18 protein-coding genes are annotated in these 17,717 nt (G+C 69.4%); 11 read left to right on the top strand and 7 right to left on the bottom strand.

Going from position 1 to position 17,717, the window contains the following annotated elements; all coding sequences use genetic code 11:
• The first annotated feature begins 109 nt into the window (after nt 1-109).
• The 6 genes from AC1DBL_RS00580 to AC1DBL_RS00555 all read left to right on the top strand — a co-directional run bounded on the left by AC1DBL_RS00580 (nt 110) and on the right by AC1DBL_RS00555 (nt 6,610).
• Entirely contained in the window at nt 110-1,684 is a 1,575-nt protein-coding gene (locus AC1DBL_RS00580) for a S1C family serine protease (protein ID WP_441417230.1), read from the top strand.
• A gap of 309 nt (nt 1,685-1,993) precedes the next feature.
• Nucleotides 1,994-2,794 (top strand): electron transfer flavoprotein subunit beta/FixA family protein, encoded by an 801-nt coding sequence (locus AC1DBL_RS00575; RefSeq protein ID WP_441417847.1) that lies wholly within the window; start codon nt 1,994-1,996, stop codon nt 2,792-2,794.
• A 14-nt stretch (nt 2,795-2,808) separates the two neighbouring features.
• Nucleotides 2,809-3,762: an electron transfer flavoprotein subunit alpha/FixB family protein gene (locus AC1DBL_RS00570; protein WP_476925270.1), complete on the top strand. Its 954-nt coding sequence runs from the start codon at nt 2,809-2,811 to the stop codon at nt 3,760-3,762.
• 3 nt (nt 3,763-3,765) lie between these two features.
• Complete coding sequence (locus tag AC1DBL_RS00565; protein WP_441417232.1) at nt 3,766-4,545, top strand: PIG-L deacetylase family protein; 780 nt, start codon at nt 3,766-3,768, stop codon at nt 4,543-4,545.
• Between the two features lie 74 nt (nt 4,546-4,619).
• On the top strand, nt 4,620-5,153 hold the full coding sequence (locus AC1DBL_RS00560; RefSeq protein WP_441417233.1) for a gluconokinase: 534 nt from the start codon (nt 4,620-4,622) through the stop codon (nt 5,151-5,153).
• A gap of 62 nt (nt 5,154-5,215) precedes the next feature.
• Nucleotides 5,216-6,610, top strand: coding sequence for a GntT/GntP/DsdX family permease (locus tag AC1DBL_RS00555; RefSeq protein WP_476917217.1), 1,395 nt, complete (start codon nt 5,216-5,218; stop codon nt 6,608-6,610).
• Nucleotides 6,611-6,694: 84 nt separating this feature from the next.
• Here the strand turns inward: AC1DBL_RS00555 and AC1DBL_RS00550 are convergent, their stop codons facing one another.
• From AC1DBL_RS00550 to AC1DBL_RS00535, 4 genes are all read right to left on the bottom strand, one after another.
• Nucleotides 6,695-7,567 carry an anti-sigma factor gene (locus AC1DBL_RS00550; RefSeq protein ID WP_476917080.1) on the bottom strand — a complete coding sequence of 291 codons (873 nt, stop codon included), beginning with the start codon at nt 7,565-7,567 and terminating at the stop codon, nt 6,695-6,697.
• Nucleotides 7,568-7,577: 10 nt separating this feature from the next.
• Entirely contained in the window at nt 7,578-8,183 is a 606-nt protein-coding gene (sigK, locus tag AC1DBL_RS00545) for an ECF RNA polymerase sigma factor SigK (RefSeq protein WP_476917081.1), read from the bottom strand.
• A 255-nt stretch (nt 8,184-8,438) separates the two neighbouring features.
• Nucleotides 8,439-8,906, bottom strand: a complete 468-nt coding sequence (locus AC1DBL_RS00540; RefSeq protein ID WP_441417236.1) for a tRNA (cytidine(34)-2'-O)-methyltransferase — start codon at nt 8,904-8,906, stop codon at nt 8,439-8,441.
• A 28-nt stretch (nt 8,907-8,934) separates the two neighbouring features.
• Nucleotides 8,935-9,906, bottom strand: coding sequence for a J domain-containing protein (locus tag AC1DBL_RS00535; protein ID WP_476892227.1), 972 nt, complete (start codon nt 9,904-9,906; stop codon nt 8,935-8,937).
• A 126-nt stretch (nt 9,907-10,032) separates the two neighbouring features.
• Here AC1DBL_RS00535 and AC1DBL_RS00530 point away from each other — a divergent pair, with 126 nt between their 5' ends.
• Both AC1DBL_RS00530 and AC1DBL_RS00525 read left to right on the top strand, forming a co-directional pair.
• Nucleotides 10,033-10,935 carry a diacylglycerol/lipid kinase family protein gene (locus AC1DBL_RS00530; RefSeq protein WP_476917082.1) on the top strand — a complete coding sequence of 301 codons (903 nt, stop codon included), beginning with the start codon at nt 10,033-10,035 and terminating at the stop codon, nt 10,933-10,935.
• Nucleotides 10,936-10,949: 14 nt separating this feature from the next.
• Complete coding sequence (locus AC1DBL_RS00525; protein WP_476925542.1) at nt 10,950-11,621, top strand: hypothetical protein; 672 nt, start codon at nt 10,950-10,952, stop codon at nt 11,619-11,621.
• Nucleotides 11,622-11,661: 40 nt separating this feature from the next.
• On the opposite strand, the gene AC1DBL_RS00520 is transcribed toward AC1DBL_RS00525, so the two are convergent.
• Complete coding sequence (locus AC1DBL_RS00520) at nt 11,662-12,075, bottom strand: hypothetical protein (protein ID WP_476892229.1); 414 nt, start codon at nt 12,073-12,075, stop codon at nt 11,662-11,664.
• Between the two features lie 89 nt (nt 12,076-12,164).
• Here AC1DBL_RS00520 and AC1DBL_RS00515 point away from each other — a divergent pair, with 89 nt between their 5' ends.
• Nucleotides 12,165-12,863, top strand: coding sequence for a helix-turn-helix transcriptional regulator (locus AC1DBL_RS00515; RefSeq protein ID WP_476925269.1), 699 nt, complete (start codon nt 12,165-12,167; stop codon nt 12,861-12,863).
• Here AC1DBL_RS00515 and AC1DBL_RS00510 read toward each other — a convergent pair.
• Complete coding sequence (locus tag AC1DBL_RS00510) at nt 12,850-13,740, bottom strand: DMT family transporter (protein WP_476925268.1); 891 nt, start codon at nt 13,738-13,740, stop codon at nt 12,850-12,852. The two genes, AC1DBL_RS00515 and AC1DBL_RS00510, sit on opposite strands and share 14 nt — an antisense overlap.
• A gap of 133 nt (nt 13,741-13,873) precedes the next feature.
• Here AC1DBL_RS00510 and AC1DBL_RS00505 point away from each other — a divergent pair, with 133 nt between their 5' ends.
• Nucleotides 13,874-15,100, top strand: coding sequence for a cysteine desulfurase family protein (locus AC1DBL_RS00505; RefSeq protein WP_476925267.1), 1,227 nt, complete (start codon nt 13,874-13,876; stop codon nt 15,098-15,100).
• On the opposite strand, the gene AC1DBL_RS00500 is transcribed toward AC1DBL_RS00505, so the two are convergent.
• The gene (locus AC1DBL_RS00500; protein ID WP_476925266.1) at nt 15,097-16,341 is read right to left on the bottom strand and encodes an NAD(P)/FAD-dependent oxidoreductase; all 1,245 of its coding nucleotides are present in this window, start codon (nt 16,339-16,341) and stop codon (nt 15,097-15,099) included. The two genes, AC1DBL_RS00505 and AC1DBL_RS00500, sit on opposite strands and share 4 nt — an antisense overlap.
• A gap of 182 nt (nt 16,342-16,523) precedes the next feature.
• Here AC1DBL_RS00500 and mnmA point away from each other — a divergent pair, with 182 nt between their 5' ends.
• Nucleotides 16,524-17,648: a tRNA 2-thiouridine(34) synthase MnmA gene (gene mnmA / locus AC1DBL_RS00495; protein WP_476892234.1), complete on the top strand. Its 1,125-nt coding sequence runs from the start codon at nt 16,524-16,526 to the stop codon at nt 17,646-17,648.
• Nucleotides 17,649-17,717 lie beyond the last annotated feature (69 nt).

Genomic DNA, 17,717 nt, shown 5'->3' with positions numbered 1-17,717 from the left:
AGCCCCGCCCCGGCGCGCGTCGGCATTCAGGAACCTCCCAGCAAATGTTCGCTTATGTTCCAGTCTGGACCGCCATAATTGACTGCAGACGAGGATGAAAGGAAGTCCCATGACTGAGAACCCAATGCAGGGCGCGTCACCGGATCCATCGACCCCGAACGGGGAGCCGCTTGAGCCGGGGGAGGCCGCTGCCGGGGCTTCGCACAGCACAGCGGCGGAGGACTCAGCCCGGGAAAACCCGACCATGAGACTTGACCAATCGGCGGACGGCTCCCCGCGCCCGGTGTATCCGGAGCGTCCCCCGGCCTATGCCCAGCACTCGGGTCCCGAGACGCAGCAGTTTGGCGCGCCCTCGCACGAACAGCCCGCGCCCTACGGCCAGGGAGCCAGCCCCTATGGCGCCTACGGCAACCAGCCGCCTGCCGGACAGGCTCCCCACAACAATGCGTTTAACCACCCGGCCAACGCGCCGAAGCGCAAGGCCGCCTTCGGCGTTCCCACCCTCATTGCCAGCATCCTGGCCGCCGGTCTGGTGGGCGGCGGAGTCGTGGCCGGCAGCAACGCCCTGATCGGGAACCGGCCCCTGTCTTCCACGGGCAGCACCAGCCAGTCCGGCACCGTGATCGTGAACAACAAGGACGACGTCAACGCGATCACCGCCGCAGCGATGAAGGCCTCGCCCAGCGTCGTGACCATCAAGGCCTCGAGCGGAAGCGACGGAGGCACGGGGTCCGGCATCATCCTCGACGGCGATGGCCACGTCCTCACCAACACCCACGTCGTCACGCTGGACGGCAAGACCGCCAACGCCGCCGTGGAGGTCCGCACGAGCGACGGCAAAGTCTTCAGCGCGAAGATCGTCGGCACCGACCCGCTCTCGGACCTCGCCGTGATCAAGATCGACAAGCCGGCCGGGCTGGTTCCGGCAACCCTTGGCGACTCGGACAAACTCAACGTCGGTGACACCGCCGTCGCGATCGGCTCCCCGCTGGGCCTGACCGGAACCGTCACAGACGGCATCGTCTCCACGCTCAACCGCACCATCAGCGTGGCCTCCTCGGCCGCCCCCAAGGGCGGCGCCGACAATTCCCAGGGCGGCGACCAGGGCTTCCAGTTCGCCCCTCCCGGTGGCGGCCAGGCGCCGAGCACTGCCGATCAGGGCAGCATCTCGATCAACGTCATCCAGACCGACGCGGCCATCAACCCGGGTAACTCCGGCGGCGCGCTGGTGAACAGCAAGGGTGAAATCATCGGCGTCAACGTGGCCATCGCCTCCGCCGGCGGGGACGCCAGCGGCAGCACGAGCAGCGGCAACATCGGCGTCGGCTTCAGCATCCCGATCAACCACGCCAAGCGTGTGGCCCAGGAGATCATCAGCACCGGCAAGGCCACCCACGGCCAGCTTGGAGTGAGCGTGAAGTCCAAGGCGGCCGGCACCTCGTCCTCCGGCTTCTCGGTCGGCGCCGACGTGGCCACGGTCGAACCGGGCTCGGCCGCCGACAAGGCCGGCATCAAGGTGGGCGACGTCATCACGAAGTTCCAGGACCGGACCATCAGCGATCCGAACCAGCTGACAGCCGCCGTGCGCGAGCAGGCCGCCGGCGCGACGGTCAAGGTCACCGTCCTCCGGGGCGGCCAGGAACAGCAGCTCGATGTGACCCTTGGTGCGGCCGCCGACCAGTAGCCGGCACCAGTAGCGAACAGCAGTACGACGAGAGGGTCCCGGAGCCGCAACGCCCGGCCCGTGACGCCGGCCGGCACCTTGGGGTGCCGGCCGGCGCTGCTTTTCCCGGCTCCCTTTTCCGGCACGCTAACGACTGCTATTGCCCCTTTCCGGGGCGCCCTGACACAGGCGTTAACCGAGGCCCCGCCAGGCCCGCGCTATATGGTTAGCTAGGAGCAACCCGGCACCCCGGGCGCTCCCTGGCCACGTCCCCACCCGGCTGGCTGCCCACCCGCATGGAAGGCTGCTGTAAACACAGTGGAAGAGACTTTGAAGATCATCGTGCTGGTCAAGCACGTACCGGACGCGCAGTTCGACCGCCACCTTGGCGGCGGGGACAACACCACGGACCGGTCCGAAAGCATCCTGTCGGAGCTCGACGAATACGCCCTGGAAGCCGCGCTGCAGCTGATCGAGGCCCGCGGTGGCGAAGCGGCCGGCAACAAGGTCATCGCCCTGAGCATGGGCCCGGCCGGCGCCGTCAATGCCGTCAAGAAGTCGCTGCAGATCGGCGCCACCGAAGGCGTCCACCTCAGCGACGATGCGCTCGCCGGCTCGGACGCGGCAGCCACCTCGCTGGCGCTGGCCGCGGCGATCCGGCACCTCGGCGCCGACGCGCCCGCGGATCTCATCCTGACCGGCATGGCCTCCACCGACGGCGAGACCTCGCTGGTCCCGGCCCAGCTCGCCGAGCGCCTTGGCCTGCCGCAGGTGACCTTCGCATCCTCGCTGGAACTCGACGGCGGCAAGCTCACGGCCCGCCGCGACGGTGACTCGCACGCGGACACCGTCGAGGCCACCCTGCCGGCCCTCGTTTCGGTCACGGACCAGATCAACGACCCCCGCTACCCGAATTTCAAGGGCATCATGGCGGCGAAGAAGAAGACCATCGCCACCCTGACGCTGGGAGACATCGGCGTCGAACCCGGCCAGGTGGGGCTCGCGGGCTCCTGGACCGCCGTCGAGACCGCCGAAGCGCGCCCGCCGCGGACGGCCGGCACCATCATCACCGACGAAGGCGACGCCGGCCTCAGGCTGGTCGAGTTCCTGGCCGCCCAGAAGCTGCTCTAAGGGGAAATCCAGACATGGAAAAAGTACTTGTATTCATCGATACCCCGGGCCAGGCGCTGAAGAAGTCCAGCCTGGAGCTGCTCACCATCGCGCGCTCGCTGGGTGAGGCCGCGGTGGCGTTCAACGGCGAACTGCACGACGACGTCGCCGCCGAGCTGGCAGCCTACGGAGCGGGGGAACTCTACGTCCCCGCGGCAGCCGACCTCAACGACTACCTCGTCGGGCCCAAGGCGGCGTTCCTCGCGGCCGTGGCCGGAACCTCCGGGGCCACCGTGGTGCTGGCCGAGAACTCGGCCGAGGGCAAGGAGGTCGCGGCGCGGCTGGGGATCAAACTCGGCGCCGGTGTGATCACCGACGTCGTCGCGGTCGACCCGGACGGGACCGCGCACAAGTCGGTGCTCGCCGGCTCGCACACCACCACGGCCAGGGCCACCACCCCGGTGGCCGTGCTGACCGTCAAGGCCAACAGCGTCGCCCCGGAGCCGGCCGCCACGGCCACCGCCCCGCAGCCTGTCACGGTCGACCTGCCGGCGGACGCCATAGCCGGCGCGGCCCGGGTGACCGCCCGGACCGAGAAGGCCGCCAGCGGCCGCCCCGACCTCTCCGAGGCCCGGATCGTCGTGGCCGGCGGCCGGGGAGTGGACGGAAACTTCGGACCGCTTGAGGACCTCGCCGACGCCCTGGGCGCGGCCATAGGCGCGTCCCGCGCCGCCACGGACGCCGGCTGGATCGGCCACGACGCGCAGATCGGACAGACCGGCAAGACCGTCTCCCCGCAGCTCTACATCTCAGCCGGCATTTCCGGCGCCATCCAGCAGAAGGCCGGCATGCAGACCGCCAAGGTGATCGTGGCGGTGAACAAGGACGCCGAATCCCCGGTCTTCGAGATCGCCGACTTCGGCATCGTCGGCGACCTCTTCCAGGTGCTGCCGCAGGCCACCGAAGAAATCAAGAAGCGCAAGGGCTGACCATTGAGCACCAACGCCCCCGCGGCACAGAGCCCGTTCGATCCGAACCACACCCGGATCGAGCGGGTGCTTTGTTTCACCGCCCACCCGGACGACATCGACTTCGGCGCCGCCGGCACCATCGCCGCGTGGACCGCCGCCGGAGTCCAGGTCAGCTACTGCATCATGACGGACGGGGACGCCGGCGGCTTCGACCCGGCGAAGCGCGACGAAATCGTCCGGCTGCGGACGGAGGAACAGCAGCGCGCCGCCGCGCTCGTCGGCGTGAGCGATATCCACTACCTCCACCAGCTGGACGGCTACCTTGAGCCCTCGCACGAGGTCATCCGTGAGGTGGTGCGCCTGATCCGCCGGCTCCGTCCCGACGTCGTGCTCGCCATGCATCCGGAACGGAACTGGAACCGGATCCAGAAGAGCCACCCGGACCACCTGGCGGTGGGGGAGGCGGTGACCAGGGCTGTGTACCCGGCCCTGGAGAACCCCTTCGCGTACCCGGAGCTGGCCGCGGCCGGGCTGGAGGCCTACAAGCTGCCCTGGCTGTGGCTCTTCGCCGGACCGGAGGAGCGGGAGAACCACTTTGTGGATGTCACCGGGAACGTCGAAGAGAAGCTGGCGGCCATCCACATCCACGCCAGCCAGCACCCCGACGTTGACGCCATGGAACGCACCGTCCGCGGCCTCATGCTCGCCACCGGGGAACGCGGCGGCCTCGCTCCGGGCCGGAGCGCCGAGGCGTTCCACGTCGTCGCGGTCAACGGCCCGGGAACCATCGCCGGCTTCTAGTGTTGCCCGAGCGTGACCGCTGCCATATGCTTGCCATTGTTTAAATCATATTTATTGATGGAAGGCAGACTTTAATGGCGAAGACTGCGCAGCACCCCGTCCTGGTCATCATGGGCGTCTCAGGCTCGGGCAAATCCACCGTGGCCGGCCTGCTGGCCGGGCGGCTGGGTTGGGACCTCGCGGAAGGCGACGACCTGCATCCGGCGTCCAACGTGGCCAAGATGCACGCCGGCCAGCCGCTGACGGACGAAGACCGCTGGCCCTGGCTGGACACCATCGCCGCCTGGATCCGGGAGCACACCGCCGCCGGGACCCCCGGCGTCGTAACCTGCTCGGCCCTGAAGAAGCGGTACCGCGACGTCCTGCGCGGGGAAGGCGTGGTTTTTGTCTTCCTCGAAGGCAGCAAGGACCGGATCTCGGACCGCCTCGCCTCCCGGCACGGCCACTTCATGCCACCGGCGCTGCTGGAATCCCAGTTCGACGCGCTGGAAGCCCCCACCGAGGACGAAAACTTCATCACCCTCTCCGTAGGGGCAACCCCCGCGGACGAAGCCCAGGAAATCATCGACCGGCTCCACCTCAACGGCGCCGACGCCGCCGCGCGCTAACCGCGCGCCGGTCACCACCCCCTTATTCCAGCTAGGAAAACGTTTTGAATTCTCTTACAGCAATGCAGCTTCCCGCTGCCCTCGAGGCCTGGACCGGCCACGACACCCAGCTCCTGGTGGTCGCCGGCCTCGGCATCGCACTGATCGTGGTGCTGATCGCCAAGTTTAAGCTCCACCCCTTCCTCGCGCTTGTGCTGGGCTCGGCCTTTGTCGGACTGGCCTCGGGCGTGGAACTGCCCAAGATCATCAGCAACTTCGAGGACGGCGTGGGCGGCGTCTTGAAGGAGGTCGGCCTGCTGATCGCCCTCGGCGCCATGCTGGGCAAGCTCCTGGCGGACTCCGGGGGAGCCAACCGCGTGGTGGACACGCTGCTCGCCAAGGCAGGCGGTAACCGGGTGGTCTGGTCCATCACGCTTGTCGCGGTGATCATCGGCCTGCCGATGTTCTTCGAAATCGGCCTCGTGCTGCTGCTGCCGGTGATTGTCCTGGTCACGCAGCGCTCCAAAATGCCGCTGATGCGCATCGCCATCCCGGCGCTGGCCGGATTGTCGGTGCTGCACGGCCTCGTGCCGCCGCACCCGGGTCCGCTGATCGCGATCAGCGCCGTCAAGGCCGAGCTGGGCACCACGCTCGCGCTCGGACTCCTGGTCGCCATCCCCACCGTCATCATCTGCGGGCCGCTGTTTTCCCGGCTCGCCGCCAAATGGGTGCCGGTGGGCGCCCCCGCCGTCGCGGGCGGCATCGACACCGAGCACGGCGCCGATCTCGAAGGCGTCAAGCGCCAGCCCAGCTTCCCGGTCACGCTGATGACCATCATCTTCCCGGTGGTCCTCATGCTGCTCAAGGCCGTCGTGGACATCATCTGGCCCGACGCCGCCTCGGCGCCGTGGATCCGGGTCTTCTTCGATTTCGTGGGTCAGCCGCTCGTTGCGATGACCCTGGCGGTCCTGCTCGCCATCGGCACCTTCGGCTACGCCGTCGGCTTCACCGGCAACAAGATCACCACCAAGATCGGCGCGAGTCTCGGCCCGATTGCCGCGATCCTGCTGATCGTGGGCGCTGGCGGCGGCTTCAAGCAGACCTTGATCGGCGCCGGCGTCGGCGACGCCGTCAAGAAATGGGCCGAGGGCGCCAACATGTCCGTGCTGGTCCTCGGCTTCCTCGTGGCCGTGGCGCTGCGCCTCGCCACCGGCTCCGCGACCGTGGCCACCGTGACCGCGGCGGGCATCGTGGCACCGCTGGCCAGTTCCCTTTCCCCGACCCACGCCGCCCTGCTGGCCCTTGCGATCGGCGCCGGCTCGCTCTTCCTCTCCCACGTCAACGACGCCGGGTTCTGGCTGGTGAAGGAACTCTTCGGCCTCAGCGTCGGACAGACGTTCAAGACCTGGTCCGTGATGGAGACGCTGATCTCCGTGGTGGGCTTTGCCTTCGTGATGCTGCTCTCGCTGGTCATTTAGCGGGCGGCACAACAAAAGCCGCGCAGGCCCCGGGCAATCGGGTCCTGCGCGGCTTTGTCGTTGTCAGATACTAAGCGTCAGCTACTAAGCGCCCAGCGGCGCGGAGGCCACGGTCGGCATGGTGGGCGTCTTAGAGCCGCCCGCCGGCTCCACCGTGATGCCCAGGGCCGCGGCGGAACCGATGCCCGTGACGACAGCAGGCTTTGACAGCGTCTCCGCGTCCATCAGGCCCTTGGAGACCGGAGCCGAGCCGTCCTTCGGGATCAGCCACATCTGGTAGACCTTGCCCGTCGGTGGAGCGGGAACGCCGTTCATCTTTACTACCGCGGCGTCCATCGAGGACGAGAGCGTGAGCGAGGCCGTGCCGCCGCCGATCACGTCGATCGTCGCCTTGCGCACGTCGCTGGCCTGAAGCACCTGGTTCAGCGGGTCGTTCTGGTTGGCGACATACGCGCCCACCCCGACTCCGCCTACCGCGATGGCGGCAGCAGCGGCGACGCCGATCAGCCAGTTGCGCATGCCCTGGGGCCGGCGCCGTTCGTCACGGCGCTGGCGGGCGGCGCTGAGTTCGTCGGTGACCGGAAGCCCCGGGTGTTCGCGGACCGGACGGGCCACCACCGGGGGAGCGGCAGGGCCAGGCCGTGCCTCGGCACCCGGCTCGGCGGCCTGCGCCGGCAGGGCCGCGACAATGCGGTCGAAGAGGCCGGCCGGCGGCTCCTCCTCCGCGCTAAAGCTCATCGTCAGCGTCTCTCGGGCCTGCCGGACACGCTCCTCGAACTCGGCGCGTTCCGCCGGCGGGGCCTCCGTGAGGTAGCGGTCGACGGCGGTGCGTTCGGCGTCGTCAAGGGCATGCAGCGCGTAAACCTCGGCGAGGTCGACGGCGCGGCCGGAGCTGAGGTCGCTGGCGATGTCGGCGGAAAAGCTGCCGGGCGTGCGGCCGCTGTTCTGAGGATTCATGTCATTCATCTCAACTCACCCCCAAACAGGTCTTCAGTCGGATCAGTCCGTCGCGGATGCGGGACTTAATGGTGGGAACGGCCGCGTTGAGCTTCTCGGCGACTTCCCGGTAGGTGAGCCCGCCGTAATAGGCGAGCCGGACGGATTCCTGCTGTGTGTCCGTCAGCGTGTCCAGGCAGCGGACCACCGCTTCGGCCTCGAGCTTGCTGCCGACCGCATCGGAAACGGAGTCGTGGTCGATCTCCTGGCTGCTGGCGCCGTACTTGGCCTCACGGTCGGTGGAGGACTGCGAGGACCGGACCTTGTCCACGGCCCGGCGGTGGGAGATGGTCATCAGCCACGCGAGCGGGCTGCCGGCGTCGGCGTTGAACTTGGCGGCGTTCTGCCAGACTTGGAGGAACACCTCCTGCGCGGTGTCCTCGCTGAGCTCCGTGTCAATCAGGACCCGGCGCGCCATGCCGAAAACGCGGCGCGACGTGAGCTGATAGAACTCGGCGAAGGCGGCCTGGTCACCGTTGGCGATCTGTCCGAGCAGGGCTCCCAGCCGGCGGTTAACGTCGGCTGAGGCGCTGGGGGGAGCGGCGGCCTCGGGATTCGGGGCATTCGGAGTTTCCATCACCCTCAAGCATAAGGTGCCAGCCTCCGGTCCGGGGCCAGAACGGACTTCGACCGTGCCGTGGTTGCCCGCAGCCCAACGGGCCGGGCGTCTATCCGCCTGCATTATTGTCACCTGCCGCTCCTCGCTCCCTTCAACGCTCGCCTGGATGGTCTCTCACAAACGATTCGGCGCGGCGGGAGAAACGGATGGGCGGACTTCAGGGAAATTTGCGCCAGCGGCCTGATCCGGATCCAGCGCCGCAAGCCCCAGGTACTACAGCTTGGCGCCCGCGAAGCCCTGCTGGCGCCAGGCCTCGTAGACAGCAATCGACGCCGCGTTGGCCAGGTTCAGCGAACGCAGCGCCGGCAGCATAGGCAGCCGGACACGGGACGTCACATGCGGGTCGTGCTTGAGTGCCTCGGAAAGGCCCACGGATTCCCTGCCGAACATCAGCACGTCGCCGGGCCGGTAGCTGATGTCCGTGTAGGAGGTTTCGCCGTCGGAAGTGAAGGCGAAGACCCGCTCCGGCTGCAGCGCTTCCCAGGCCGCGTCGATGTCCGGGTGGACGGTGACGACGGCGAGGTCGTGGTAGTCCAGGCCGGCGCGGCGGAGCTTGGCGTCGGAGAAGTCAAAGCCCAGCGGCTCCACGAGGTGGAGTTCGGCGCCCGTGATGGCGGCCAGCCGGATGGCGTTGCCGGTATTGCCGGGGATTTCGGGGCTGTGGAAGAGGATGCGGAACACGCTCCCATCCTAGCGAGCCGGCTGGCCGCTAATGCATTCCGCGCAGCAGCCTGGCCAGCACCGGTACGTTGACGGTGTTTGGGGCGGGTCCGGAACTGAGGAACTGCTTGAGGCCGCGGGCCAGCCCGGCGGCGTTGACCACCTGGACGAGCTCCTGGCTGTCGCCGCGGTCGCGGGAGCGGCCGTGCCGGTCGATCACCGGTTCGTGCAGGTTGCCGTCGGTGCTGTGGACGACGGTCCAGCCGGTGACGTTCAGCTCCGGGAAGATGTCCTGCATCCGGCGCACCACATGGGCCAGCTGCGGCGGGGCGATGGACCGGCCGCCGTGGTTCAGGGTGCTGCCGTTCCAGGCGTAGGCTCCCGGCGGCAGGAGCATGGAACCGATGATGGCCAGCCGGTAGCCGGAGACCAGCACATGGTCGATGTGGCTGTTGTCCGCGGGGGACTGCAGACCATTGATCAGCCGGGCGGCCGGGATGGCAGGCAGGATCTGCCGGGTGATCAGCTGCACCGTCCGCATTTCGCGCTGGATGCGCGCCTCAGCGCCGAAAATGCCCCGCCGGCGGGGCATGCCGTGGACCTGCTGCCCGGCCACCGACGCCGGGATCAGCGGCACCTCACCGGCCGCCGCCACCTCTTCGAAGGAGGGAACGTAGACCGGGGGATCCGCGGCGGTGTTGCGCGGCGTGTTCGGACGGCGGACATGCGCGGACGCCCGGCTGCCGGCTGCCGGCGCGTCGAAGTGCGCACCTTCTTCGGCCGGGGCCGTGCGGCTGGAGAAGGCGGTCCCGCTGCCGTAGGAACGGTCGTAGTCGGCACGGCGCTTGGCATCGATGAGGGTCTCATAGGCCAGGGTCACCCGGCGGAAGGTGGCGGCGTCGCCTCCGTGGTCGGGGTGGGCCGTGCGGGCAGCCTTGCGGTAGGCCACCTTGATGTCCTTGTCCGTCGCCGTGACGGGGATCCTGAGGACCTGGTAATGCGAGCTGTTGCCCTGCGTCAAGCACGATTCCTTTGCGTCAGTGGAGCCGGTCCGGTCGGGGACCTCCGGCGTGGACAGTTTAACCGGCTGGGGGAATAACGAGCGTGTGGCTGTGGATGGTTCCCGGCGGCTGGCATAATTCAGCGCATGAAGATTGCCCTCGCCGTCAACCCGCGCGCCTCCTTTGGCCGCGGGCGGCATGCCGGTCGGGAAGCGGCCGAGTGCCTCAGCGCGGCCGGGGTCCAGGTCCAGTTGCTGTGCGAGGACAGCTACCAGCAGTTGTCCCAGGCCGTGGACAAGGTGCTCGCCGACGGGGTGGACGCGCTGGTTGTGGCGGGCGGCGACGGCATGGTCCACCTGGGTGTCAACGCGCTCGCCGGGTCGGGTGCCCCGTTCGGCGGGACTCCGCTGGGCATCATTCCGAGCGGAACCGGAAATGACATGGCACGCGCGCTCGGCCTGCCGCGGCACGACATCCCGGCGGCCGCCGCACGGGTGCTGGCTGCCCTGCCGTCGGGCGGCCGCCTGATCGACGCCGGCCGGGTGAGCTCCGGCGGCCGGACGCACTGGTTTGCCGGGGTGGTGTCCGCAGGCTTTGACGCCGCGGTCAACGAGCGCGCCAACGCGTGGCGCCGGCCGCGCGGCCAGGCCCGGTACAACCTGGCCATGCTGCGCGAACTGGCCACCTTTCGCGCCATCGAGTACACCGTGACGGCCGACGGCGAACGCTGGCGGCAGGGTGCCATGCTGATCTCGGTGGCCAACGGACAGTCGATCGGCGGCGGCATGAAGGTCGTGCCCGACGCCGTCCTCGACGACGGCTATCTGGACCTGTTCATCGTCCGGCCGTTGTCCCGCGCCGCTTTCCTGGCGGTGTTCCCCAAGGTGTTTTCCGGCAAGCACGTGGGCCACCCGGCCGTGGAGATCCGCCGGGTCCGGCGGGTTGAACTTGAGGCCGACGGCGTCGTCGCGTACGCGGACGGCGAGCGGGTCGGACCGCTGCCACTGACCATCGACGTTGTGCCCGGTGCGCTCCGGGTCCTGGCGTAGGCAGGGTGACGGACATGGCGGGCCACGGCACGGCACGGTTCGGCGGCGCACTGCTGGCACTGCTGCCCCTGCTGGCAGGCTGCAGTGTGGGGGTTCCGGATCCCTCGGCGGCCAAACCGGTGAGCAGCGCTGCCACCGTCGCCACCCCGACCGTGACGCCGGGGTACGACGCCGAAGCGGTCGCTGCGCGCAGCCTGCCTTTCGGAGCGGGGGACCGCCTCGCTGCCGGCGTACCGGTCCGACTCTCCGACGGGCTGAGCGACGCCCCCGCCTGGAAGGCCGGCAAACAGGATGTGGCCGGCGCCAGCGAGTACCGGAAGGCCGACGGCTGCCTGGTCTCCGCCAGGGTCCGGGTGAACCAGTGGCCGCTCGTCGTCGCCGGCGACGACAAGGCGTCCACGGAGGCCCTCTTCCACTACCTGGACCCCAGCATCCTGCCGTCCTACCTCAAGACGGCAGTCCTGCGCTGGGGCGGCGAACCGGACAAGCCGGGCCCGCGGGTCGAGGTGCTGGTGCTCGAGGGCGGCAAGAAGGCCGGGAGCCGGGCGAGCGCCAGCTACGCCCGGCTCTTTGCCAAGGCCGGCTCATCCGTCTATGTCTCCGTGTCCTGCCCGGACGACGCGGCGCTCGCGGCCGCGCGGGCCGACATCGCCGCACGGTTGGCCGTGCTGCCGCCGTCGTCCTGACCCGCCCGAAGCGGACAGGCCGGCGGCGGAAGGGGGCCGACTAGTGGAGCTTCGCCGGCGAGAGCCGGTTCAGCGCCAGGGCCCCGACCAGCAGTCCGAAGTCGCGCAGTGCCACGTCGAAGTAGCTGCCAAGGACCAGCAGGTTGACGATGATGCCGAGCAGCCACACGGCGACCAGCAGGGATCCGAAGCGCGGGCGGACCGCCACGGCGATGCCGGCGATGATCTCGACGACGCCGACGACGTACATAAAACTCTGTGCCGACACCGGGACCACCGAGGTGGCCACCGGGGCGAGATACATCGTCCAGTCGGTCAGCAGGTTGGTGAACTTGTCCAGGCCGAAAATGATCGGCGCGACGGTGAAGACCGTGCGCAGCAACAGGAAGGCCTGCCGCTGGGAACCGGCTGCGACCGTCGGGGCCGGGGCCGCAAGTGCTGTTGAAGATTTCATCTTCTGCTCCTCTAAAATTGGGTAACTTGATTTTAGAATGACTCCAGGGGTTAAGCAATGGATCTTGTTTTTAGAGTTAGGCTGATGCCATGAACCGTTTGCCGTGGAGCCGCAGGATTGCCGCCGTCGCGTCCCTGGGGGATGAAAACCGCAGGCGGCTCTTTGACTTCGTCACCGCGGCGGATCAGGCGGTGGGCCGCGACGACGCGGCCGGTGCCCTCGGGCTGGCAAGGAGCACCGCGTCGTTTCACCTGGACCGGCTGGTCCACGACGGCCTGCTGGCGGTGGAGTTCCGCAAACTCGGCGGCAAGGAGGGGCCCGGTTCCGGCCGGCCGGCCAAGCTGTACCGCGCGGCCGTCCAGGAGGTCTCGGCATCCGTCCCGGAACGCAACTATGATCTGGCCGCCGAACTCCTGGTGACGGCGATTGAACAATCCGCGGCCGACGGCGGATCGGCCCGGACCGCGCTGCTGCAGGCCGCCCGGTCGCGGGGCCTGGCCGCGGGGGAAGCCGCCGGCACCGCCGACTTCGCGGAGCTGCTGACCGCCGAGGGGTACCGACCGGCGGACGACGGTGCCGGCGGGCTCGTGTTGCTCAACTGCCCGTTTCACCGGGTGGCCCAGGGCCACGCGGAGGTGGTCTGCGCCATGAACGGCGCGTTCCTGGGCGGGGCCGCGGCGGGCTGCGGGGTGGATCCGGCCAGGGTCGAAGCGCTCGACATCGAGGAACTCCGGGTGCAGGGCTCGGCTGCCCCGGCCCAGTGCTGCGCCCGGATCAGGCCGCTCTGAGCTTCGCCTGCCCCTTGATGCCGGTCAGCAGGACGCCGGCTACCACCATGATGCCGCCCGCGACCTGGACGAGGGTCAGGGGCGTCCCAAGCGCGACCGTGATGACGGCGGTGAAGACCACCATGAGGTTCAGATAGTTCCCGGCGGTGCCCGGCGGGGTGGTCTTTAATGCCAGGTTCCAGAACAGGTAGGCGCCCAGCGAGGGGAAGACCGCTATGTAGGCCAGCGACCAGCCCTCCGCCGGTGTCTCCGGCAGCCGCACGTGCATGGCCAGCGCAAACGGTGCCAGCGTCACGGTGGCCATGGTGACCTGCACGGCGGTGGCGGCGATGGCGGGAATGTCCAGCCTGCGGGCGATGATCGTGTAGCTGCCCCAGACCACGATGGCGCCGATCATCAGGAGCTCCCCGGTGTTGATCGAGAGGCTGAGTACCCGCTGCAGTTCGCCGCGGGTCAGGACCAGCAGCACGCCCAGCAGCCCCAGCCCGATGCCGAGCCAGCCGAGCCGGGTGGTCCTCTCGCCGAGCAGGAAAATTGCCATCACCACAATCAGGGCCGGGTTCGCCGCGGTGATCAGCGAGGCGTTCATCGCGGAGGTGTAGCCGAGCGCGCTGTACAGGAGCAAGGTGTAGCCGCTCATCCCCAGCGCGCTCAGCAGCAGCAGCACGGGCCAGCGGCGCAGGACCGCGCGCCAGTCCGGCTTTTCCACGAAGTGGGCCAGGGCCAGCAGCGGCAGGGCGGCCAGCGTCCAGCGCCAGAAGGTCAGGTCCAGGGGCGTCATCGAGGCGACAGCGGCCTGGCCGACGACGAAATTTCCGGACCAGAACAGGGTGGCCAGGACGAGGTAGAGGGACGCTTTCACCGCTTGAATGTACACCAGTGCCGTCTCCTTCCGGCGTCGCCCTCCGGCGCCTTCCGTCTCCTTCCGGCGTCGCCGTCCCGCGCCGTCCCGCGCCTTCCGGCCGCGCCGTCCCGCGGCGCGGAGCAAGCCCCCACGGTAGAATTGGCGTGTGCCCGTATACCTAGACCACGCAGCCACCACGCCGCTTGCCGCGGAGGCGCTGGCCGCGCTGACGCGTGAGCTGGCCCGCACCGGCAACCCCTCCTCTCTGCACGGGTCCGGCCGCCGCGCCCGCCGGGCTGTCGAGGATGCCCGCGAGGCCCTGGCCGCGGCAGCCGGGGCGCATCCTTCGGAGGTTATCTTCACCTCAGGTGGCACGGAAGCCGACAACCTTGCCGTGAAGGGACTCTATTGGGCCCGCCAGGCCGAGGATCAGCGGCGGACCCGCGTTCTCTGCTCCGCCGTCGAACACCACGCGGTGCTGGACGCCGTCGAATGGCTCGAACGGCACGAGGGAGCCGACGTTCGCTGGCTGCCCGTGGACGCCGACGGCGTGCTGGACCTGGCCGCGCTGGAGGCCGAGTTGGCCGACGATCCGGCCTCGATTGCCCTGGTCACCGTCATGTGGGCCAACAACGAGGTAGGCAGCCTCCAACCGGTCGCGGAGGTCGTGCGGCTGGCGCACGCCGCCGGCGTGCCCGTGCATTCCGACGCCGTGCAGGCGTTCGGCTCCGTGCCGGTTGATTTCCGTGGGACCGGCCTGGACGCCATGTCCATCTCCGGACACAAAATCGGCGGCCCGGTCGGCGTCGGCGCGCTGCTGCTGGGCCGCGCCGTCAAGCTGACCCCGGTCCAGCACGGCGGGGGACAGGAACGCGACGTGCGCTCCGGCACCCTGGACACCGCGTCGATCGCAGCCTTCGCCGCCGCGGCGGGGGCAGCCACCGGAAATCTCGCCGCCGAGTCGGCACGGATCTCCGCGCTCCGGGACCGGCTGATTGACGGCGTCCGCGCCGCCGTTCCGGAGGCCGTCCTGCGCGGTGCCCCCGGGAACGGCCGGCTGCCGGGCAACGCGCATTTCACCTTCCCCGGCTGCGAGGGCGACTCGCTGTTGTTCCTGCTGGACCTCGCCGGGGTGGAATCCTCCACCGGCTCAGCCTGCACCGCCGGCGTGCCACGGCCCTCCCACGTGCTGCTCGCCATGGGCCTGGATGAGGACACCGCCCGGGGCGCCCAGCGCTTCACCCTCGGCCACTCCTCTACCGACGCCGACGTCGATGCGCTGCTGGCGGCCCTGCCGGCGGCGTACACCCGCGCCCGCCAGGCCGGCATGGCCGGACACGAGTCCAGCATCCAGACCGCGGGAACCGTCGCCCGCCAATCCGCCAACGGCTAGTCCCCGGACAGTAGCTGCTCCAGCGGGACGTCCGGATCCGCCAGCGAGTCCGGGCTGACGGAGGCGCGTGCAGTGATGAGTGCCTTGATGGCCTTTTGCGGCTTGTCGGACCGCGGCCAGTTGACGTTCATGCCTGCGACCACGCAGCCTTCGCGCTGCCAGAAGGCGAGGAATTCCTGCCGCTCCAGTGAACCCCTGAGCACGGGCGGGCCCTCGACCAGGCTGGGGAAGCCGGAATACTCCATGCTGACGTCGTACTGGTCCGTATAGAAGTAAGGAATGGTGTCCAGTACGGCCTCCCGTCCGAGCATCGCCCGGCCGGCGACCTTCCCGCCGTTGAGCGCGTTGGACCAGTGCTCGCTGCGGTGGTGCCCGCCGGTGAACGGATGCAGGGCGTTGGCGACGTCGCCGGCGGCAAAGACTCCCGGAGCCGAAGTGCGCAGCGACGCGTCCGTGAGGATCCCGTTGTCCAGGGCGATGCCCGCGGCTGCGGCGAGCGATGTGTCGGGGACGACGCCGACGGCGATGACAACCAGGTCGGCGGCCAGGATTTCGCCGGCGTCGGTGCGGACGCCGGTGACCCGGCCGTCGACACCTGTGATGGCTGCGGCCGACGCCGGCAGCCGGAACCGCACGCCCCGGGACTCATGCAGCGAGCGGAAGAAGGCGCCCAGTTCGGGGCCGATCGCCGCGGCCAGCGGCACCTGCTCGAGGCCCAGCAGGGTGACGGAGTTGCCATACGAGTTCGCGGCGGCCGCAAGCTCCATTCCGATCCAACCCGAGCCGACCATCACCACGTTCCGGCCGCCCGCGGAGAGGGCATCCCGGAGCCGGCGGCTGTCGTCGAGCGTCCGGAACGTCATGACGCCGTCGAGGCTGCTGCCGGGCAGCGGAATCGAGCGCGGACGTGCCCCCGTGGCCAGCAGGAGCGCGGAATAGGGTAGCCGGCTGCCGTCGCCGAGGGTCACCGTGCGGGCCGCGGGGTCCAGCCCGGTGACCGGAGCGCCCAGCCGGAGGTCGACGTCGTTCTCCCCGTACCAGCCGGCCGGAACCACCGGGAGGGCGTCCTCGCCGTCCTTGCCCAGGAGATATTCCTTGGACAGCGGCGGCCGCAGGTAGGGGGCCTGCGCCTCCTCGGCGAGCAGCGTGACCGGGCCCTCGAAGCCCTCCACCCGCAGGGTCTTCGCGGCGGTGGCGCCCGCCAGGCCGCCACCCACAATCACGATGTTCTCGACAGCCATCTCGCGCGTCCCGTCTGGGCTTTCGCCGCCCTTGTTCTAAAACCGCTAACGCTGACGTTAGAAGCGCGGCAGGCTGCCGTCAAGCCTTTTTGGGGCAGGAATCGGCGTGGCGATAGAATCGGTAGGCGGGCGCTGTGTTATTCCTCTGCCCGCGGACCTCCCGATTCCTAGAGAAAGCCAGCATGCGAGTTCTTGCAGCCATGAGCGGCGGCGTCGATTCAGCCGTTGCCGCAGCCCGCGCCGTCGAGGCCGGCCACGACGTCGTCGGGGTCCACCTCGCCCTCTCACGCATGCCCGGAACGCTGCGCACCGGCAGCCGCGGCTGCTGCACCATCGAGGACTCGCGCGACGCCTGGCGGGCGTGCGACGTGCTGGGCATCCCGTACTACGTGTGGGACTTCTCCGAGCGATTCAAGGAAGACGTCGTCCAGGACTTCATCGACGAATACGCCGCCGGCCGCACGCCCAACCCGTGCATGCGCTGCAACGAGCGGATCAAGTTCGCCGCGCTGCTGGAGAAGGCGATCGCGCTGGGTTTCGACGCCGTCTGCACCGGCCACTACGCCAAGGTGATCACGGACGCCGACGGTAACCCCGAACTGCACCGCGCCGCGGACTGGGCAAAGGACCAGAGCTACGTGCTCGGCGTCCTCACGCACGAACAGCTCCGGCACTCGATGTTCCCGCTCGCGGACACCCCCTCCAAGGCCGAGGTCCGCGCCGAGGCCGAACGCCGAGGGCTGTCCGTGGCCAACAAGCCCGACAGCCACGACATCTGCTTCATCCCCGACGGCGACACCGCCGGCTGGCTGGCGGAGAAGATCGAGATGTCCACCGGCGACATCGTGGACGAATCCGGCGCCAAGGTCGGCGAACACCCGGGCGCCAACGCCTTCACCGTCGGCCAGCGCCGCGGGCTGAAGCTGGGCACCCCGGCCGCCGACGGCAAGCCGCGCTTTGTGCTGGAGATCCGCCCCAAGGAGAACAAGGTGGTCGTCGGCCCCGAGGCCCTGCTCGCGATCGACGAGATCCGCGGCATCAAGGTGTCCTGGGCCGGGCTGCCGATTGCGGAGATCGCCACCGGCGAGGAGTTCGACTGCTACGCCCAGGTCCGCGCCCACGGGGACCCGGTGCCGGCAACCGCCCGGATGGAACACTCCGGAGGGTCCGGCGACCTGGTGGTCACGCTGGCGGAACCGCTCCGCGGCGTCGCCCCCGGCCAGACCGTGGTGCTCTACCAGGGCAGCCGGGTCCTTGGCCAGGCCACCATCGACGCCGCGCGGTCGCTCCAGCGGGCCGCACTCTAACCGCCCTCGACGGGCCGCGTCTTCGCTTCGGCGGGGGTCCGCCGAATCCAGGAGCGCCGCATGCCATTG

The sequence above is a fragment of the Arthrobacter sp. 10T44 genome, from assembly GCF_056393885.1.
Note: the sequence above shows the minus strand (reverse complement) of the source record. Positions and strands in the feature narration are given on the sequence as shown.

Excerpts from the sequence above, each read along its gene's own strand:
- AC1DBL_RS00580 (WP_441417230.1), top strand. The coding sequence starts at position 110 with ATGACTGAGAACCCAATGCAGGGCGCGTCACCGGATCCATCGACCCCG.
- AC1DBL_RS00570 (WP_476925270.1), top strand. The coding sequence starts at position 2,809 with ATGGAAAAAGTACTTGTATTCATCGATACCCCGGGCCAGGCGCTGAAG.
- AC1DBL_RS00560 (WP_441417233.1), top strand. The coding sequence starts at position 4,620 with ATGGCGAAGACTGCGCAGCACCCCGTCCTGGTCATCATGGGCGTCTCA.
- AC1DBL_RS00555 (WP_476917217.1), top strand. The coding sequence starts at position 5,216 with ATGCAGCTTCCCGCTGCCCTCGAGGCCTGGACCGGCCACGACACCCAG.
- AC1DBL_RS00550 (WP_476917080.1), bottom strand. The coding sequence starts at position 7,567 with ATGAATCCTCAGAACAGCGGCCGCACGCCCGGCAGCTTTTCCGCCGAC.
- sigK (WP_476917081.1), bottom strand. The coding sequence starts at position 8,183 with ATGGAAACTCCGAATGCCCCGAATCCCGAGGCCGCCGCTCCCCCCAGC.
- AC1DBL_RS00530 (WP_476917082.1), top strand. The coding sequence starts at position 10,033 with ATGAAGATTGCCCTCGCCGTCAACCCGCGCGCCTCCTTTGGCCGCGGG.
- AC1DBL_RS00525 (WP_476925542.1), top strand. The coding sequence starts at position 10,950 with ATGGCGGGCCACGGCACGGCACGGTTCGGCGGCGCACTGCTGGCACTG.
- AC1DBL_RS00520 (WP_476892229.1), bottom strand. The coding sequence starts at position 12,075 with ATGAAATCTTCAACAGCACTTGCGGCCCCGGCCCCGACGGTCGCAGCC.
- AC1DBL_RS00515 (WP_476925269.1), top strand. The coding sequence starts at position 12,165 with ATGAACCGTTTGCCGTGGAGCCGCAGGATTGCCGCCGTCGCGTCCCTG.
- AC1DBL_RS00500 (WP_476925266.1), bottom strand. The coding sequence starts at position 16,341 with ATGGCTGTCGAGAACATCGTGATTGTGGGTGGCGGCCTGGCGGGCGCC.
- mnmA (WP_476892234.1), top strand. The coding sequence starts at position 16,524 with ATGCGAGTTCTTGCAGCCATGAGCGGCGGCGTCGATTCAGCCGTTGCC.